Annotated in this window: 14 protein-coding genes; 3 read left to right on the plus strand and 11 right to left on the minus strand. The window is 71.0% G+C overall.

Features of this window, described 5'->3' with window-relative positions; translation table 11 throughout:
- From prcA to dop, 4 genes are all read right to left on the minus strand, one after another.
- The coding region (prcA, locus tag AC1DP1_RS19910) for a proteasome subunit alpha (RefSeq protein WP_477508317.1) at positions 1-847 on the minus strand (847 nt) is incomplete at its 3' end.
- A 22-nt stretch (positions 848-869) separates the two neighbouring features.
- Positions 870-1,700, minus strand: coding sequence for a proteasome subunit beta (gene prcB / locus AC1DP1_RS19915; RefSeq protein ID WP_457190078.1), 831 nt, complete (start codon positions 1,698-1,700; stop codon positions 870-872).
- Between the two features lie 5 nt (positions 1,701-1,705).
- Positions 1,706-1,903: a ubiquitin-like protein Pup gene (locus AC1DP1_RS19920; protein WP_457190076.1), complete on the minus strand. Its 198-nt coding sequence runs from the start codon at positions 1,901-1,903 to the stop codon at positions 1,706-1,708.
- Between the two features lie 89 nt (positions 1,904-1,992).
- Positions 1,993-3,513 (minus strand): depupylase/deamidase Dop, encoded by a 1,521-nt coding sequence (dop, locus tag AC1DP1_RS19925; RefSeq protein ID WP_477508318.1) that lies wholly within the window; start codon positions 3,511-3,513, stop codon positions 1,993-1,995.
- Positions 3,514-3,516: 3 nt separating this feature from the next.
- Here dop and AC1DP1_RS19930 point away from each other — a divergent pair, with 3 nt between their 5' ends.
- A complete protein-coding gene (locus tag AC1DP1_RS19930) occupies positions 3,517-4,140 on the plus strand; it encodes a class I SAM-dependent methyltransferase (RefSeq protein WP_477508319.1) in 624 nt (207 codons plus the stop codon).
- A gap of 165 nt (positions 4,141-4,305) precedes the next feature.
- Here the strand turns inward: AC1DP1_RS19930 and AC1DP1_RS19935 are convergent, their stop codons facing one another.
- The 5 genes from AC1DP1_RS19935 to AC1DP1_RS19955 form a co-directional block, all read right to left on the minus strand.
- A complete protein-coding gene (locus AC1DP1_RS19935) occupies positions 4,306-4,653 on the minus strand; it encodes a hypothetical protein (RefSeq protein WP_457190070.1) in 348 nt (115 codons plus the stop codon).
- Positions 4,654-4,660: 7 nt separating this feature from the next.
- Complete coding sequence (gene arc, locus AC1DP1_RS19940; protein ID WP_457190068.1) at positions 4,661-6,406, minus strand: proteasome ATPase; 1,746 nt, start codon at positions 6,404-6,406, stop codon at positions 4,661-4,663.
- Positions 6,407-6,508: 102 nt separating this feature from the next.
- Positions 6,509-7,051, minus strand: coding sequence for a GrpB family protein (locus AC1DP1_RS19945; protein ID WP_477508320.1), 543 nt, complete (start codon positions 7,049-7,051; stop codon positions 6,509-6,511).
- Positions 7,048-8,016, minus strand: a complete 969-nt coding sequence (locus AC1DP1_RS19950; protein ID WP_477508321.1) for a tRNA (adenine-N1)-methyltransferase — start codon at positions 8,014-8,016, stop codon at positions 7,048-7,050. Before AC1DP1_RS19950 ends, AC1DP1_RS19945 begins: the two co-directional genes overlap by 4 nt.
- Before the next feature lie 35 nt (positions 8,017-8,051).
- Positions 8,052-9,221, minus strand: coding sequence for a site-2 protease family protein (locus AC1DP1_RS19955; RefSeq protein ID WP_477508322.1), 1,170 nt, complete (start codon positions 9,219-9,221; stop codon positions 8,052-8,054).
- A gap of 103 nt (positions 9,222-9,324) precedes the next feature.
- Here AC1DP1_RS19955 and AC1DP1_RS19960 point away from each other — a divergent pair, with 103 nt between their 5' ends.
- Positions 9,325-10,245, plus strand: coding sequence for a RecB family exonuclease (locus tag AC1DP1_RS19960; RefSeq protein ID WP_477508323.1), 921 nt, complete (start codon positions 9,325-9,327; stop codon positions 10,243-10,245).
- Between the two features lie 27 nt (positions 10,246-10,272).
- Here the strand turns inward: AC1DP1_RS19960 and AC1DP1_RS19965 are convergent, their stop codons facing one another.
- Entirely contained in the window at positions 10,273-11,001 is a 729-nt protein-coding gene (locus AC1DP1_RS19965) for an HAD family hydrolase (protein ID WP_477508324.1), read from the minus strand.
- Positions 11,002-11,141: 140 nt separating this feature from the next.
- Here AC1DP1_RS19965 and AC1DP1_RS19970 point away from each other — a divergent pair, with 140 nt between their 5' ends.
- The gene (locus AC1DP1_RS19970) at positions 11,142-12,563 is read left to right on the plus strand and encodes a GntP family permease (protein WP_457190056.1); all 1,422 of its coding nucleotides are present in this window, start codon (positions 11,142-11,144) and stop codon (positions 12,561-12,563) included.
- A 12-nt stretch (positions 12,564-12,575) separates the two neighbouring features.
- On the opposite strand, the gene AC1DP1_RS19975 is transcribed toward AC1DP1_RS19970, so the two are convergent.
- Positions 12,576-14,525, minus strand: a complete 1,950-nt coding sequence (locus tag AC1DP1_RS19975) for a PAS domain S-box protein (protein ID WP_477508325.1) — start codon at positions 14,523-14,525, stop codon at positions 12,576-12,578.
- Between the last annotated feature and the right edge of the window lie 37 nt (positions 14,526-14,562).

A 14,562-nucleotide genomic window follows, 5' to 3' on the forward strand; every position in this document is an offset into this window, starting at 1 on the left:
CGGGCGGCTCGCCGGTGACCGGGTCCTCGAGGGGCGGCGTGGCTCCGGAGACCTGGTCCGTGGGGTCGGCCGGGTCGTCCTGGCCGGACTGCCGCGGACCGGACCCGGCGAGCGCGTCCTCGGGTGCGGCCTCGTCGGCCTGCTCGACGCCGCGCCCGCCGAGGATCTCGACGAGCCGGGACGCGCGCAGCCTGAGGAACTTCCGGGGCTGGGTGCGGGTGCGGTCGAGGACCGCGACCTCGAGGGCACCGGCCGGGATCACCCGGTCCTCGGACTCGCTGTGGCCCAGGGCCGCGACCGCGACGCGGAGGGTCTCCTCCAGCGAGCCGCCGCCGACGTAGTGCTCGGCGAGGTGGCCTGCGACCGTGTCGGCCGCCCCACCCATCACGGCGTAGCCGTGCTCGTCGGCCACCTGGCCGTCGTAGGTGAGCCGGTAGAGCTGGTCGTCCTCGGCCGCGTCGCCGACCTCGGCGACGAAGATCTCGACCTCGTAGGGCTTCTCGCCGCCCGAGGAGAAGATCGTCCCGAGGGTCTGGGCGTAGGCGTTGGCGAGGCCGCGACCGGTGACGTCGCGCCGGTCGTAGGCGTAGCCGCGCATGTCGGCCAGGCGTACGCCGGCGATGCGGAGGTTCTCGAACTCGTTGTAACGACCGACGGCCGCGAAGGCGATCCGGTCGTAGATCTCGCTGACCTTGTGCAGCGCCTGCGAGGGATTCTCCGAGACGAACAGGATCCCGTCGGCGAACTGCACGGCGATGACGGAACGACCGCGGGCGATGCCCTTGCGGGCGAAGTCGGCCCGGTCCTTCATCAGCTGCTCGGGCGAGACGTAGAACGGCATACTCATGTGACTGTGCTCCTACGTCAGATCAGGTGAGGGCGGCGGCCGGGCCGTCGGGGCGCTGCATCCGGGCGGCGATGATCCGGTCGGCGATGGCCGAGACCTCTTCGTCGGGCAGCCGCCGGCCACCGTCGGGCGTGATCACGTGGACCACGGGGAAGATCCGGCGGGTCAGGTCGGGGCCGCCGGTGGCCGAGTCGTCGTCGGCGGCGTCGTAGAGCGCCTGGACCAGGGCCGTGACCGCGCCCTCGGCGTCGAGGTCGTCGCGGTAGAGCTTCTTGAGCGAGCCCCGGGCGAACAGYGAGCCCGACCCGACGGAGTGGAAGGCCGTCTCCTCGTAGCGTCCGCCGGTCACGTCGTAGCTGAAGATTCGGCCCTGGTCGGCGACGAGGTCGTAGCCGGCGAAGAGCGGCACGACAGCGAGGCCCTGCATCGCGAGACCCAGGTTGGCGCGGATGAGGGCGGCAAGCCGGTTGGCCTTGCCGTCCATCGACAGCGTCGTGCCCTCGATCTTCTCGTAGTGCTCGAGCTCGGTCTGGAACAGCCGGACCATCTCGACGGCGAGACCCGCGGCGCCGGCGATGCCGACCACGGAGAACTCGTCGGCCGGGAAGACCTTCTCGATGTCGCGCTGGGCGATGATGTTGCCCATCGTCGCGCGCCGGTCGCCGGCCATGACGACGCCCCCGGCGAAGGTGGCCGCGACGATCGTGGTGCCGTGCGGGGCCAGGTTGCCGGCGTCACCGGTGGGGACCGCGCGCCGCGACGGCAGGAGGTCGGGCGCCTGGGCGCCCAGGAAGTCGGCGAAGCTCGACGTCCCGGGGGTCATGTAGGACGCAGGCAGTCGGGAGTCGCTCATGCGGCTCACTGACCGCCCTTCTGGATGAACGACTTCACGAAGTCCTCGGCGTTGGTCTCGAGGACCTCGTCGATCTCGTCGAGGATCGCGTCGACGTCCTCGTCGATCATCTCCTTGCGCTCGGCGACGTCGGACTCGACGACCTCCTCGGTCGCCGTGTCCTCCTGCGAGGACTTGCGCGGCTGCTTCTGCTCCTGGGCCATGCCTCGACCCTATCCACTCCCGCCGACGCCACAAGGACGTTCACCGTCGGCGGACGGGCGCGTCGTGCTCCGCGGACGCCGTCAGGCCCTCAGCGGGTGATCGCCGCGACGAGGGCCTGGGCGGAGTCGCTCCGGTCGATCAGCTCGCCGACGTGGGCGCGGGTGCCGCGGAGGGGGTCGATGGTGGGGACCCGCTGGAGCGACTCGCGGCCCGGGAGGTCGAAGATCACCGAGTCCCACGACGCGGCGGCCACCGAGTCGGCGTACTTGTCGAGGCAGCGGCCGCGGAAGTAGGCGCGGGTGTCGACCGGCGGGTCGTGCATGGCCGCCTCGATCGTCGCGTCGTCGAGCAACCGCTCGATGCGACCGGCCGCGGCGAGGCGGTGGTAGAGCCCCTTGTCGGGTCGTACGTCGGCGTACTGCAGGTCGATGAGGTGCAGCTTGGCGTCGTCCCAGTCGAGGTCGTCGCGGTCGCGGTACTGGGTGAGCAGCTTGAGCTTGGCGACMCAGTCGAGCTCCCCGGCGCACTCCATCGGGTCGCGCTCGAGCCGGGTCAGCACCGACTCCCAGCGGGCGAGGACGTCGACGGTCTGCTCGTCGGCGTCGGCGCCGTAGCGGTCCTCGACGTACTTGCGGGCGAGGTCGAGGTACTCCAGCTGGAGCTGTACGGCAGTGAGCCGGCGCCCGTCTCGCAGGGTGACGAGGTGCCGCAGCGTCGGGTCGTGCGAGACGTCGCGCAGCGCCTTGACGGCCCCCTCGACGCTCAGGTCGCGGTCGATGAAGCCGTCCTCGATCATCGCGAGCACGAGCGACGTGGTGCCGGTCTTGAGGTAGATCGAGACCTCGGCGAGGTTGGCGTCGCCGAGGATGACGTGGAGACGGCGGTAGACCGCGGGGTCGGCGTGCGGCTCGTCGCGGGTGTTGATGATCGGCCGCTTGAGGGTGGTCTCGAGCCCCACCTCGACCTCGAAGTAGTCCGCGCGCTGGCTGATCTGGAAGCCGCGCTCGGGCGTCGTGTCCCGCCCGTCCTGCCCGATGCCGACGCGGCCCGCACCGGTGACCACCTGGCGGGAGACGAAGAACGGCGTCAGGTGCCGCACGATCTCGGCGAACGACGTCGAGCGCCGCATCAGGTAGTTCTCGTGGGCGCCGTAGGACGCGCCCTTGTTGTCGGTGTTGTTCTTGTAGAGCACGATCGGGGTGCTGCCCGGCACCTGCGCCGCCATCCGTGACGCGTCGAGCATCACCTGCTCCCCCGCCTTCTCCCAGCGGACCACGTCGAGCGGCGTCGTCACCTCCGGTGAGGAGTACTCCGGGTGCGCGTGGTCGACGTAGAGCCGCGCACCGTTGGTGAGGATGACGTTGGCCAGGCCGAGGTCCTCGTCGGTGAGCTGGCTCGGGTCGGCCACCTGCCGGGCCATGTCGAAGCCGCGCGCGTCACGCAGCGGCGACTCCTCCTCGAAGTCCCAGCGCGCCCGCCGCGCCTTCACCGTGGAGCTGGCGTAGGCGTTGACGATCTGGGAGGACGCGACCATCGGGTTGGCCGACGGCTGTCCCTGCACCGAGATGCCGTACTCGACCTCCGTGCCCATCACGCGCCGTACGCTCATGCGATGAGCCTACGGGTGTGGGACGAGCGCGTGCTGCCGCGCCTGACCGATCGGAGCCTCCGTGGCCCCGAGCTGGCCGCGCTGCGCAGGGCGGCCTGCTCCGGGCTCACCGGACGCGTGCTCGAGATCGGCTTCGGGAGCGGCCTGAACGTGCCCTGGTACCCCGGCGGGGTCACGTCGGTGGCTGCGATCGAGCCGTCGGACCTCGCCTGGGAGCTCTCCGAGGGCCGGCGGTCCGCCAGTGACGTCCCGGTGGCGCGAGCCGGGCTCGACGGCCAGCGGCTCGACCTGCCGGACGACTCGCACGACAGTGCGCTGGTGACGTTCAGCCTGTGCACCGTGCCGGACCCCCTGCTGGCGCTGCGGGAGGCGCGGCGCGTGGTGCGCGACGGTGGCCGGCTCCACGCACTCGAGCACGGCACGGCGCCCGAGGAGTCCGTACGCCGCTGGCAGCGCCGGATGGAGCCCGTGCAGCGAACCGTCTTCGCGGGCTGCCACCTGACTCGCGACGTGCCCGCCCTGCTCGCGTCCGCCGGGTGGCGGGTCGAGGACCGGGAGCAGGACTACCTGCCCGGACCGGCCCTCTCCCGGCCGTGGACGTACGTCTACCGGCTCGTGGCCGGCTGAGACGACGTGGGGCGGATGGTCAGCGTCCGCGGCGGAGGAACCCGACGAGGAACAGCACGATGACGACGATGACGACGATGATCAGAATGGTTCGCATCCCGTCAACCTAGTGCGCGCACGCACCGCGACCACACCCTCCCAGGGGTGTCCGGGCGGCCGTGTTGCTCAGTCGCCGCGGGACTGCCACGCATGCGCGGCGTTGACGGCGACGATCCCGGCAAGCGTGACCAGCAGCGCCAGGAACTGGTCGTTCACGCCGAGCACGATGCTGATCGGGATGAACGCCACCAGCGAGATGATGCCGAGGGCCAGCTGGCGGCCACCCGCACCGGCCACGGCGGCCGTACGACGCTGCTGCAGCTCGCCCCGCTCGGCCGCTCGGCGCTCCACCGCACGCTCGATGCGCTCGGCGAAGCCGTCCACGAGCTCGGCGTCGTAGCGGGCACCGAGCTCGCGCCGAGCCTCGAGGGCGGCCTCGATGTCGCCGTGGCCGAGGTCGTCCCCGTGGCTCATCCGCAGCTCAGAGGTACTGGCCGGTGTTGGCGACCGTGTCAATCGAGCGACCGGGCTCGGTGCCCTGCTTGCCGGTGATGAGCGTGCGGATGAAGACGATCCGCTCGCCCTTCTTGCCCGAGATCCGCGCCCAGTCGTCGGGGTTGGTGGTGTTGGGCAGGTCCTCGTTCTCCTTGAACTCGTCCACGCACGCCTGGAGCATGTGCTGGACCCGGAGGCCGCGCTGGGCGGGGTTGAGGTCGCTGTCGAGGAAGTCCTTGATCGCCATCTTCTTGGCCCGGTCGACGATGTTCTGGATCATCGCACCCGAGTTGAAGTCCTTGAAGTAGAGGACCTCCTTGTCGCCGTTGGCGTAGGTGACCTCGAGGAAGCGGTTCTCCTCCGACTCGGTGTACATCCGCTCCACCGTCGCGCGGATCATCGCGTTGACGGTGGCCATGCGGTCCTGGCCGAACTCGGTGAGGTCCTCGGCGTGCAGCGGCAGGCTCGGGGTGAGGTACTTCGAGAAGATGTCGCGCGCCGACTCGGCGTCGGGGCGCTCGATCTTGATCTTCACGTCGAGGCGACCCGGGCGCAGGATGGCGGGGTCGATCATGTCCTCGCGGTTGGAGGCACCGATCACGAGGACGTTCTCGAGAGCCTCCACTCCGTCGATCTCGCTGAGCAGCTGGGGCACGATCGTGTTCTCCACGTCGGAGGACACACCCGAGCCGCGGGTGCGGAAGAGCGAGTCCATCTCGTCGAAGAACACGATGACCGGGGTGCCGAGCGAGGCCTTCTCACGCGCCCGCTGGAAGACCAGGCGGATGTGGCGCTCGGTCTCGCCGACGTACTTGTTGAGCAGCTCGGGACCCTTGATGTTGAGGAAGTAGGACTTCCCTGACGCCCCGGTGCGCTCGGAGACCTTCTTGGCCAGCGAGTTGGCGACCGCCTTGGCGATCAGCGTCTTCCCGCAACCGGGCGGGCCGTAGAGCAGCACGCCCTTCGGCGGCTTGAGCTCGTGTTCCTTGAACAGCTCGGGGTGGAGGTAGGGCAGCTCGACGGCGTCGCGGATCGCGTCGATCTGGGTGGTGAGCCCGCCGATCTGCGTGTAGTCGATGTCGGGCACCTCCTCGAGGACGAGCTCCTCGACCTCCGACTTCGGGACGACCTCGTAGACGTAGCCGGCACGGGTGTCGAGCAGCAGCGAGTCACCGGCCCGGATGGTGACGTCCTCGGCGCACAGCGGCTCGGCAAGCCGCACCACGCGCTCCTCGTCGGCGTTGGCGATCACGAGGGCGCGCTCGCCGTCAGCGAGGATCTCCTTCAGCATCACGACCTCGCCCACCTGCTCGAAGTCGAGGGCGGCGACGACGTTGAGGGCCTCGTTGAGCATGACCTCCTGGCCGCGCACGAGACCGTCGAGCTCGACGGCGGGGCTCACGCTGACGCGCAGCTTGCGCCCGCCGGTGAAGACGTCGACGGAGTCGTCGTCGTTGCGCCCGAGGAACGTGCCGAAGCCCGCCGGCGGCTGCGCCAGCCGGTCGACCTCCTCCTTGAGCGTGGTGATCTGGTCGCGCGCGTCGCGCAGCGTCTGGGCCAGCCGCTCGTTCTGGCTCGAGACGGCCGCCAGGGACCGCTGCGCGTCGGCCAGCCGGGTCTCCAGGCCGCGCGACTGACCGGGCAGGTCCTCCAGACGGCGTCGCAGGTCGGTGACCTCGTCCTCCAGGTAGCGCACCTGAGTGGCAAGTTGCTCGCGGGTCGGCTCAGTCATCTCGCACCTCCTGCTCAGTGACACTACCCATGGATCCACGGGACGGAAGTGAATATCTCGCCGTGTTGATCACCGTTTCGCAACGCAGGCGTGAGGCGTGCGTCAGCCGCCGTTGAGACGCCGGATCGTGTCCAGCTCCGCCTGCGTCATCTCCCCCGACGCCTCGAGCACCTGTTGCAGCACGGCCGACTTCCCGGCGAGGTAGGTGTCGATGTCCATCTCCGGGTCGGCCGCCAGCGCCTGTTTCACGGCGGCGTACGCCTCCCGCAGGTCGTCGTGGGACCGGAGCACGTCGCGGACGGCCAGGTGGTTGCGCACGTTCAGGGTGCCGGCGGTGCAGACGTAGACGTTGCGCCGCGGCTCGTCAGGCGCGTGGAAGGCCTCCCTGCCGGCGACGCCGAGGTCGCCGCGATGCACGTAACCGACCGACTCGAGCGCCGCGATCGCGCCGGGCACGTCCTGGGCCTCGACGACGACGTCGATGTCGAGGATCGGCTTCGCCGCCAGCCCCGGGACCGACGTGGACCCGACGTGCTCGACCGTGGCCGGTGAGATGGCGGCCAGGGCCTCGCGCAGGACCGCGGCGACGTCGGCGTACTGCTCGGCCCACCGCGGCGACCAGTCGACGACCTCGATGCCGCTCACTCGCCGTCGGCGACGTGCCCGGGCTCGACCAGCGGGATGTCCGCGGGCCGGGGGCCGGTGTAGTCCGGACCGTAGGCGCCGGGTGCGGGACGCCGGGTCTTGCGGGGCGGCTGCTCCCCCGGCGCCATCCGGCGCGCGGTGACGAGGAACGCGGTGTGCCCGATCATCTTGTGCCCCGGGCGCACGGCGAGGCCCTCCACGTGCCAGTCGCGCACCAGGGACTCCCACGGCTGCGGCTCGGTGAACCCGCCGTGGACGCGCAGGGTCTCGACGACGCGGGAGAGCTGGGTGGTGGTGGCGACGTAGGCGCAGACGATGCCGCCGGGCACGAGCGCGTCGGCGACCGCGTCGACGCAGTTCCACGGGTCGAGCATGTCGAGGATGACGCGGTCGACCTGGCCGCCGAGCGCCGGCAGGCCTTCCTTGAGGTCGCCGAGCCGGAGGTCCCAGGCCGGGTGGGTCTGGCCCTCGGGGGCGGAGAAGAACTGGTGGACGTTGCGCCGGGCGACGTCCGCGAACTCCTCGCGGAGCTCGAACGACGTGACGCGGCCCCACGGTCCGACGGCGCGGAGCAGCGAGCAGGTGAGGGCACCCGACCCGGCACCGGCCTCCACGACGCGTGCGCCGGGGTAGATGTCGGCGAGCGCCACGATCTGGGCGGCGTCCTTCGGGTACACCACGGCCGCGCCGCGCGGCATGGAGACCACGAACTCGTTGAGCAGCGGGCGGAAGACGAGGTACTGCCCGCCCGCCGAGGAGACGAGCGTGAAGCCCTCCTCGCGGCCGATCATGTCGTCGTGGTCGAGGTGGCCCTTGTTGGAGAAGAACCGCTTGCCCGCGACGAGCTCGAAGTTGTGCTTGCGACCCTTGTTGTCGACCAGGCGGACCCACTCGCCCTCACGCAGGGGGCCGCGGTGGACGCCGGACCAGGCCTCGGCGGGGACGTCGGGAGAAGGCTCGGACATGGCGCGAACCCTAGTGTTCCGAGGGCCGATTTCCCTCAGCGGCGACCGTTGTCGCGAAACGCGCGGTCGACGTCGGCGGTCGACAGCACCCCGTAGATCCGGCCGTCGGCCTCGACGAGGAGGTACTCCTCCGCGGGTCGTCGACTGATGGCGAGGATGAGGTCCTCCCCCGCGACGGTGGCGGGCAGCGTGAGCCCCTCCTCCATCGTGCGGGCGACCGCCGAGACCGCCACCCAGGGACGCCGCTCGGCCGGCATCGCGGTGACCGCCGCCTCGCTGACGATGCCGACGGGGGTGCCGTCGGGCGTGACGGTGACGATGCTGCCCGCCTCGGCCTCCTGCGCCCGGCGCACGGCCTCGGCGAGGGGCAGGTCCTCGGGGACGGTGAGCGTACGACGTGCGAGCGGGCGCGCGACGAGGGCAGGGAGCCGCTGCCGGAGCCGGGCGTGGGACATCGCGGCCGTCGCGCCGGTCCAGAGGAACAGGCCGAGGATGAACACGAGGACGAGGTCGAGGATGCTCGGCGGCTCGCCGATGACCTGCTCCTGCACCAGCGGCCAGGCCAGCAGCGCCAGGGCCGTGATGCGACCGCCCCACCCGGCGACGATGGTGCCGCGGTGCTGGTTGCCGGAGGCACCCCAGACCAGCGCCTTGAGCACGCGCCCGCCGTCGAGCGGCAGGCCGGGCACGAGGTTGAGCACGCCGATCAGCAGGTTGGCGCCGGCGAGCAGGATCATCGCCTCACGGACGAGCCCGTCGGACATGACGTAGGCCACGGCGCCGGACACGGCGCCGACCGCGATCGAGGTGAGCGGACCGACGACGGCGATCCAGAACTCATGGCGAGGGCGTCGCGACTGCCCGTCGACCTCCGTCATGCCGCCGAGGAAGTGCAGCGTGATCGAGTTGACGCCGTAGCCCAGGCGCTTGGCGACGACCGCGTGGGACGCCTCGTGGAGCAGGACGGAGAGGTAGAGCACGACCGCGAACACGAAGCCGGCGACGTACTTCCAGAACCCCAGACCGGGTTGGGCAGCCTCGATGCGCGGCCCGAACGCCAGCGAGATCAGCAGAGCGACGACGAACCACGAGGAGGTGATGAGGACGTCGATGCCGACGATCGACCCGATGCGCAGCGTGCCGCGCGGGCGCGGCGGGCGCCGTTGGTCGCCGTCGGCGGACGCTGGATCGGTGGGTTCGGACACGCCTCGACCCTAACGAACCCTGCCCACAGCGGAGGCCTGCCCGCACGAGTCGTCCGCCGCCGTGCTTCTGCTGTCGGTGGCCGCGCCTAGGCTGAGCCGCGTCATGTCGATCCCCCTCCCGGCTCCTGCCACCACGACAGCGCCTGAGTCCCCCGCCGAGCGGATCTCGACGCCCGTCGACGGGGTCGACGTGCTCGGGGCGATCTCGCCCAGCCGGGCGGGCGACTTCATGGCCTGCCCCCTGATGTACCGCTTCCGCACCATCGATCGGCTGCCCGAGCCGCCGTCCCCCGACGCCGTCCGCGGCACCGTCGTGCACAAGGTCCTCGAGGACCTCTTCGACGCACCGGCGGCGGAGCGCACGCCCGAACGCGCCGGCGACATGCTCGTGCCCACCTGGGAGCTGCTGCTCGAGGCAGATCCCGGACTGGCCGAGATGTTCGGCGGCGAAGGCCCCGACCTCGCCGCATGGCTCGCCTCCTGCCGCACCGTGCTCGACCGCTACTTCGACCTCGAGGACCCGCGCCGCCTCGAGCCGGCCGAGCGCGAGCTCTACGTCGAGGCGCTGCTCGACTCCAAGCTGCTGCTGCGCGGGTTCGTGGACCGGGTCGACGTGGCGCCGGACGGCCGGATCAGGGTGGTCGACTACAAGTCTGGCAAGGCCCCCAGCGAGGGCTACGAAGCCAAGGCGTTGTTCCAGATGAAGTTCTACGCGCTCGTCCTCTGGCGGCTGCGCGGCGTCGTGCCGTCGGTGCTGCAGCTGGTCTACCTCGGCAACGGCGAGATCCTCCGCTACGAGCCGGACGAGGACGACCTCCGCGCCACCGAGCGCAAGGTCGAGGCGGTGTGGCGGGCCATCCGCCTCGCCCAGGAGACGGGCGACTGGCGCCCGAGCCCGTCCCGCCTCTGCGACTGGTGCTCGTTCCACGAGTTCTGCCCGACCAAGGGCGGCACGATCCCGCCGCTGCCCGAGGCCGCTCCGGCCCCGGCGTCGGACGCGTCGACCGACGAGTCCACCGACTGACGACCCCGCCGACYGCCGGGAGCGGCGTCAGGCGGTCGGGTTCGCCGACCCGCTGGCGTACGCATCCACGAGTGCGGCGAGACCGGCGGTGTCGAGGCCGTCGAGGGTGTCGACGAAGACGCGCCCCTCCCCCTCGAGGATCGGCACGTGGTGAGGCACGCACAGCACGGTGCACCCGGCAGCGACGGCCGACTTGGCGCCGGTGTTGGAGTCCTCGATCGCCAGGCACTGGCCCGGGTGGACGCCCAGCTCGGCGGCCGCGGTGAGGTAGGGCTCGGGATGCGGCTTGCCGAACTCGACACGGTYCCCGGTCACGACCGTCGCGAAGGCGTCGTCGGGGAGCCGGGCGAGGATCGGGTCGACGAACCGCTGCCACGACATGGTGACGAGGGCGCAGGGCACGCCCCGCCGGTGCAGGTCGGTGAGGAGCTCGCGCGCACCGGGTCGCCACGGCACCTCCACCTCGACCCGCGCGACGACGCCGTCGAGCAGCTCGTCGACGATCTGCTGCGGCGTGCGGTCGATCCCCATGTGCACGCGGATGTAGTCGCCGGACTCGAGCAGCGCGTTGCCGACGAGGTTCATCGCGTGCTCCTCAGACCAGGAGCCGCCGTACTTCTCCGCCATCGCGTACTCGGTGGCGATCCAGTAGGGCTCGGTGTCGACGAGCGTGCCATCCATGTCCCAGAGCACCGCGGCCGGTAGGGGCGTGGGAGCGCCAGCGACCTCGCCGACCCGGCTGCGGTGTGATGTCACGCGCCCGACCCTATCCAGCGCCGGGGGTGCCACCCGACGGCGCCCAGCACTCGACACCGGGTGGTCAATCCCCGTCCGGCACGGGTAGACAGGAGGCCACTCGGGAGCCTCTCGGGGACGACGACTTCTCTGGAGAGCCCATGGTCGCCCTGCACACCACGATCGCGATCGTGCTGGTCATCGCACTCATCATCAAGGTCCGCATCGACCCGGTGATCTCGCTGATCCTCGGATCCCTGTACCTCGGACTGGCCAGCGGCGTCGGCTTCGCCGGCACCATCGAGGCGATCACCACGGGCTTCGGCGGGATCATGGCGGAGGTCGGCCTGCTGATCGGCTTCGGTGTGCTGATCGGCTCGCTGCTGCACTCCACGGGCGCGTTCCGTCGCCTGGTCGCGCTCCTGGTGCAGCGGGTCGGCTCGGCGCGGCTGCCGTACGCCCTGACGTCGATGCTGGCGGTGGTGATGCCGTCGATCTACGTGGACGTGCAGGTCGTCCTCGCCGCACCCGTCGCCCGGTCGGCGTCCCCGTTCATCGGCAAGGTCGGGCTCCCCGTGCTCGCCTCCGCGCTGGGCTGCGGCATCTTCGCCGGTTACGTCTTCGTCATCCCCGGCCTCGCCGCGATCTCGATCGCCGGCCTGCTCGACATCCGACTCGGTGACTGGCTCATCTACGGCGTCGTGATCGGTCTGATCACGGCCCTCGTCTCCACGTTGCTGATGCGCCTGCTGTTCTCGGCCGGCGGCTTCTGGAACCCGGAGACGGACGAGGAGGTCGACGAGGCGATGGCCGAGCAGGAGGCGGCCGACCGTGCCTACCTGACGGGCGAGGCGGACTCCTCGCAGGAGGCGGTGGCCAGCAGCGAGGCGGAGGCGACCGCCGCGCGGGAGCAGGAGGGCGTACGCCAGCTCCCGCTCGTGGTCCTGATGCTGCCGATCCTGGTGCCGCTGCTGCTCATCGCCTTCGGTGCGTTCGCCGAGCTCGGCGGCTGGTCCAACGCCTTCATCGCCTTCCTCGGCGACGCCAACATCGCGCTCTTCATCGGTCTCCTCGGGGCCTACTTCCTCTCGCGCGCCTCGTCGGGCCGCGAGCACACCAACGAGGCGATGGAGGACGGGTTCCACACGACCGGCGAGATCCTGCTCATCACCGGTGTGGGCGGCTCGCTCGGCGCGGTCATCGAGGCGACCGGGCTCGACAGCGTGCTGGGCGACCTGTTCCAGGCCGACGAGGGCGCTCCCGTCGTGCTGAGCATCCTGCTGGCGTGGTTCATCGCCGCGGTCCTGCACCTGGCGATCGGCTCCGTGTCGGTGGCGGCGATCACCGCGGCCGGCATCATCGCCCCGATCCTCGACTCGCTGGCCATCTCCCCCATCGCCGTCGGCCTCGCCATCGCGTCGGGCGCGATGTTCGCCCTGCAGGTCAACAGCAACTTCTTCTGGATGTTCAAGTCGCTGCTGGGCCTGTCGACCAAGGGCACGCTCAAGACCCTGACGCTCGTGACCTCGGTCGCCTCGGTGGTCTCGCTGCCGCTCGTGATGCTGGCGGCCGTCGTCCTGTGACCCGGACGCCCGTCAGGCGTTCGCGGCCACGGGCACCCGGATGAGGAACGTCGTCGGGCTGTCGTCGACCGGCGGCTGGTAGACGACCTCGCCGCCGTGGCCCCTCGCGATCTCTCGCACGAGGTACAGGCCGAGGCCGGTCCCGCTGGTGGCTCCGGCCGCGGCGAAGCGGTCGAACAGGCGGGAGACCAGCTCGTCAGGTACGCCAAGGCCCGCGTCCGTGACCCGGAGCTCGACGTGGTCGCCACGCACCTGCGCGCCCATCACGTAGGGCGGGGCGCCGTGGCGGATGGCGTTGTCCAGCAGGTTGTCGATCGCCTGGGCGAGGCGCACCTCGTCCGCCTGGAGGACGGCGCCGTCAGGCACGTCGACACCGACGTGGGCGGTGGGACTGGCGGCCTCCCGGCGGGCTGCGGCGCCCCGGACCAGCTCCGGGAGCGACACGCTCTGCCTCCGGAACTCCATCCCAGAGCCCTGCAGCTGGGAGGCAGCGGTGAGGTCGGCGGCGAGCCGGCGCAGTCGCTCCGCACTGCTCCGGATGCCGCGGAAGAGCTGGTCGCGCTCGCCGGGCGACATCTGGCCCTCCGACACCTGGAGGGCATGGGCGCTGCCGTCGATGACGGCCGTGGGGTTCCGCAGCTCGTGGGCCGTGACGGCGAGCAGGCGCGCCTGCTCGGCCATGGCCTGCACCCGGTCGTTGGCGTTCTGTCGTTGCTCGGTCTGGTCGCGGGTGACCTTCGCGAACCCGATGTGCAGGCCCCGGTCGTCGTGGACCGGGCTGATGACGACGCTGGCCCAGAACCGGGTGCCGTCCTGGCGCACGCGCCAGCCCTCCTCGGCGAACGACCCGTCGCGCAGCGCTGCCTCGAGGTTGTGCTGCGGGTGCCCCGTCAGCTGCTGCTCCTCGGGGTAGAAGACCCGGAAGTCGCTCCCGATGATCTCGTGGGCGCGGTAGCCCTTGATCCGGCGCGCGCCTGCGTTCCAGCTCATCACCCGTCCTCGGGTGTCGAGCATGAACACGGCGTACTCCTCGACCGCGGCGACCAGGAACCGGAACTTCTCCTCGGTGCGGTGCAGCTCGTCCTCGACGGTGCGCTGGGCGCTGATGTCCTGAACCTGCGCGAACACGTAGAGCATCTGGCCGACAGAGTCCCGGATCGGGACGAGCGTCACGAGGGCGGTGCGGACGTCCGTCGCTCCCGGCGGTCCGGGGATGCGGTGCTCGAACGTGGCGACGTTCTCCTGCGAGGTCCGCAGTGTCTCGAGGCGGTGGTCCAGGACGTCGCCCAGCCCACCGGTCAGGCGGCCGTAGTYGACCCCGACCAGCTCCCTCGGCTCGCACGACATGAGGTCGGCGAGCGCGTCGTTGGCCCGCACGATCGTGGCGTGCACGGTCATGGTCGCCATGCCGATCGCGGCCCGGTCGAAGAGCGCGCGGAAGCCCTCGAGGTGCTCGTCCAGGATCTCCTGCTCGAGCCGGGTGGCGTCCGCATCCACCCCGAGCAGCTCGGCAGGAACCTCGGTGGGCGACGGCGACGGCGACGGCGGCGACGGCGGTGGACGCGTGACGGGCTCCGGGCTCGTGACCTGCAGGCTCTGCAGGAGGCGCTCGGGGAGCTGTTCCAGCGGGATGGACTTCTCGATGAAGTCGATCGCGCCCAGCTCCCGGACCTCCGCGGCGAGGTGGGTGCCACCGAAGCCGCTGAACATCACCACGGCGGTCTCGGGCCGCACCGCGAGGATCGACGGCAGGGTCTCGAGACCGTCCATCCTGGGCATGGAGACGTCGAGGAGCACGAGCGTCGGCTCGTCCCGGATCACGAGCGCGATGGCCTGCTCGCCGTCCGCGGCCTCGCCCTTGACGTCGAACAGCCCCGAGGACTCGAGCCGCATGCGTACCAGGGTCCGCACGTCGACGGAGTCGTCGACGAGCACCACGGAGACCTTGCGGGCCTCACTCACTCGGTGTTCCTCCATCTGCTGCCCCGTCCATGGTCGA

Source organism: Nocardioides sp. P4_G10 (genome assembly GCF_056401175.1).

Excerpts from the sequence above, each read along its gene's own strand:
- arc (WP_457190068.1), bottom strand. The coding sequence starts at position 6,406 with ATGACTGAGCCGACCCGCGAGCAACTTGCCACTCAGGTGCGCTACCTG.
- AC1DP1_RS19930 (WP_477508319.1), top strand. The coding sequence starts at position 3,517 with ATGAGCCTACGGGTGTGGGACGAGCGCGTGCTGCCGCGCCTGACCGAT.
- AC1DP1_RS19935 (WP_457190070.1), bottom strand. The coding sequence starts at position 4,653 with ATGAGCCACGGGGACGACCTCGGCCACGGCGACATCGAGGCCGCCCTC.
- AC1DP1_RS19960 (WP_477508323.1), top strand. The coding sequence starts at position 9,325 with ATGTCGATCCCCCTCCCGGCTCCTGCCACCACGACAGCGCCTGAGTCC.
- AC1DP1_RS19950 (WP_477508321.1), bottom strand. The coding sequence starts at position 8,016 with ATGTCCGAGCCTTCTCCCGACGTCCCCGCCGAGGCCTGGTCCGGCGTC.
- AC1DP1_RS19970 (WP_457190056.1), top strand. The coding sequence starts at position 11,142 with ATGGTCGCCCTGCACACCACGATCGCGATCGTGCTGGTCATCGCACTC.
- AC1DP1_RS19920 (WP_457190076.1), bottom strand. The coding sequence starts at position 1,903 with ATGGCCCAGGAGCAGAAGCAGCCGCGCAAGTCCTCGCAGGAGGACACG.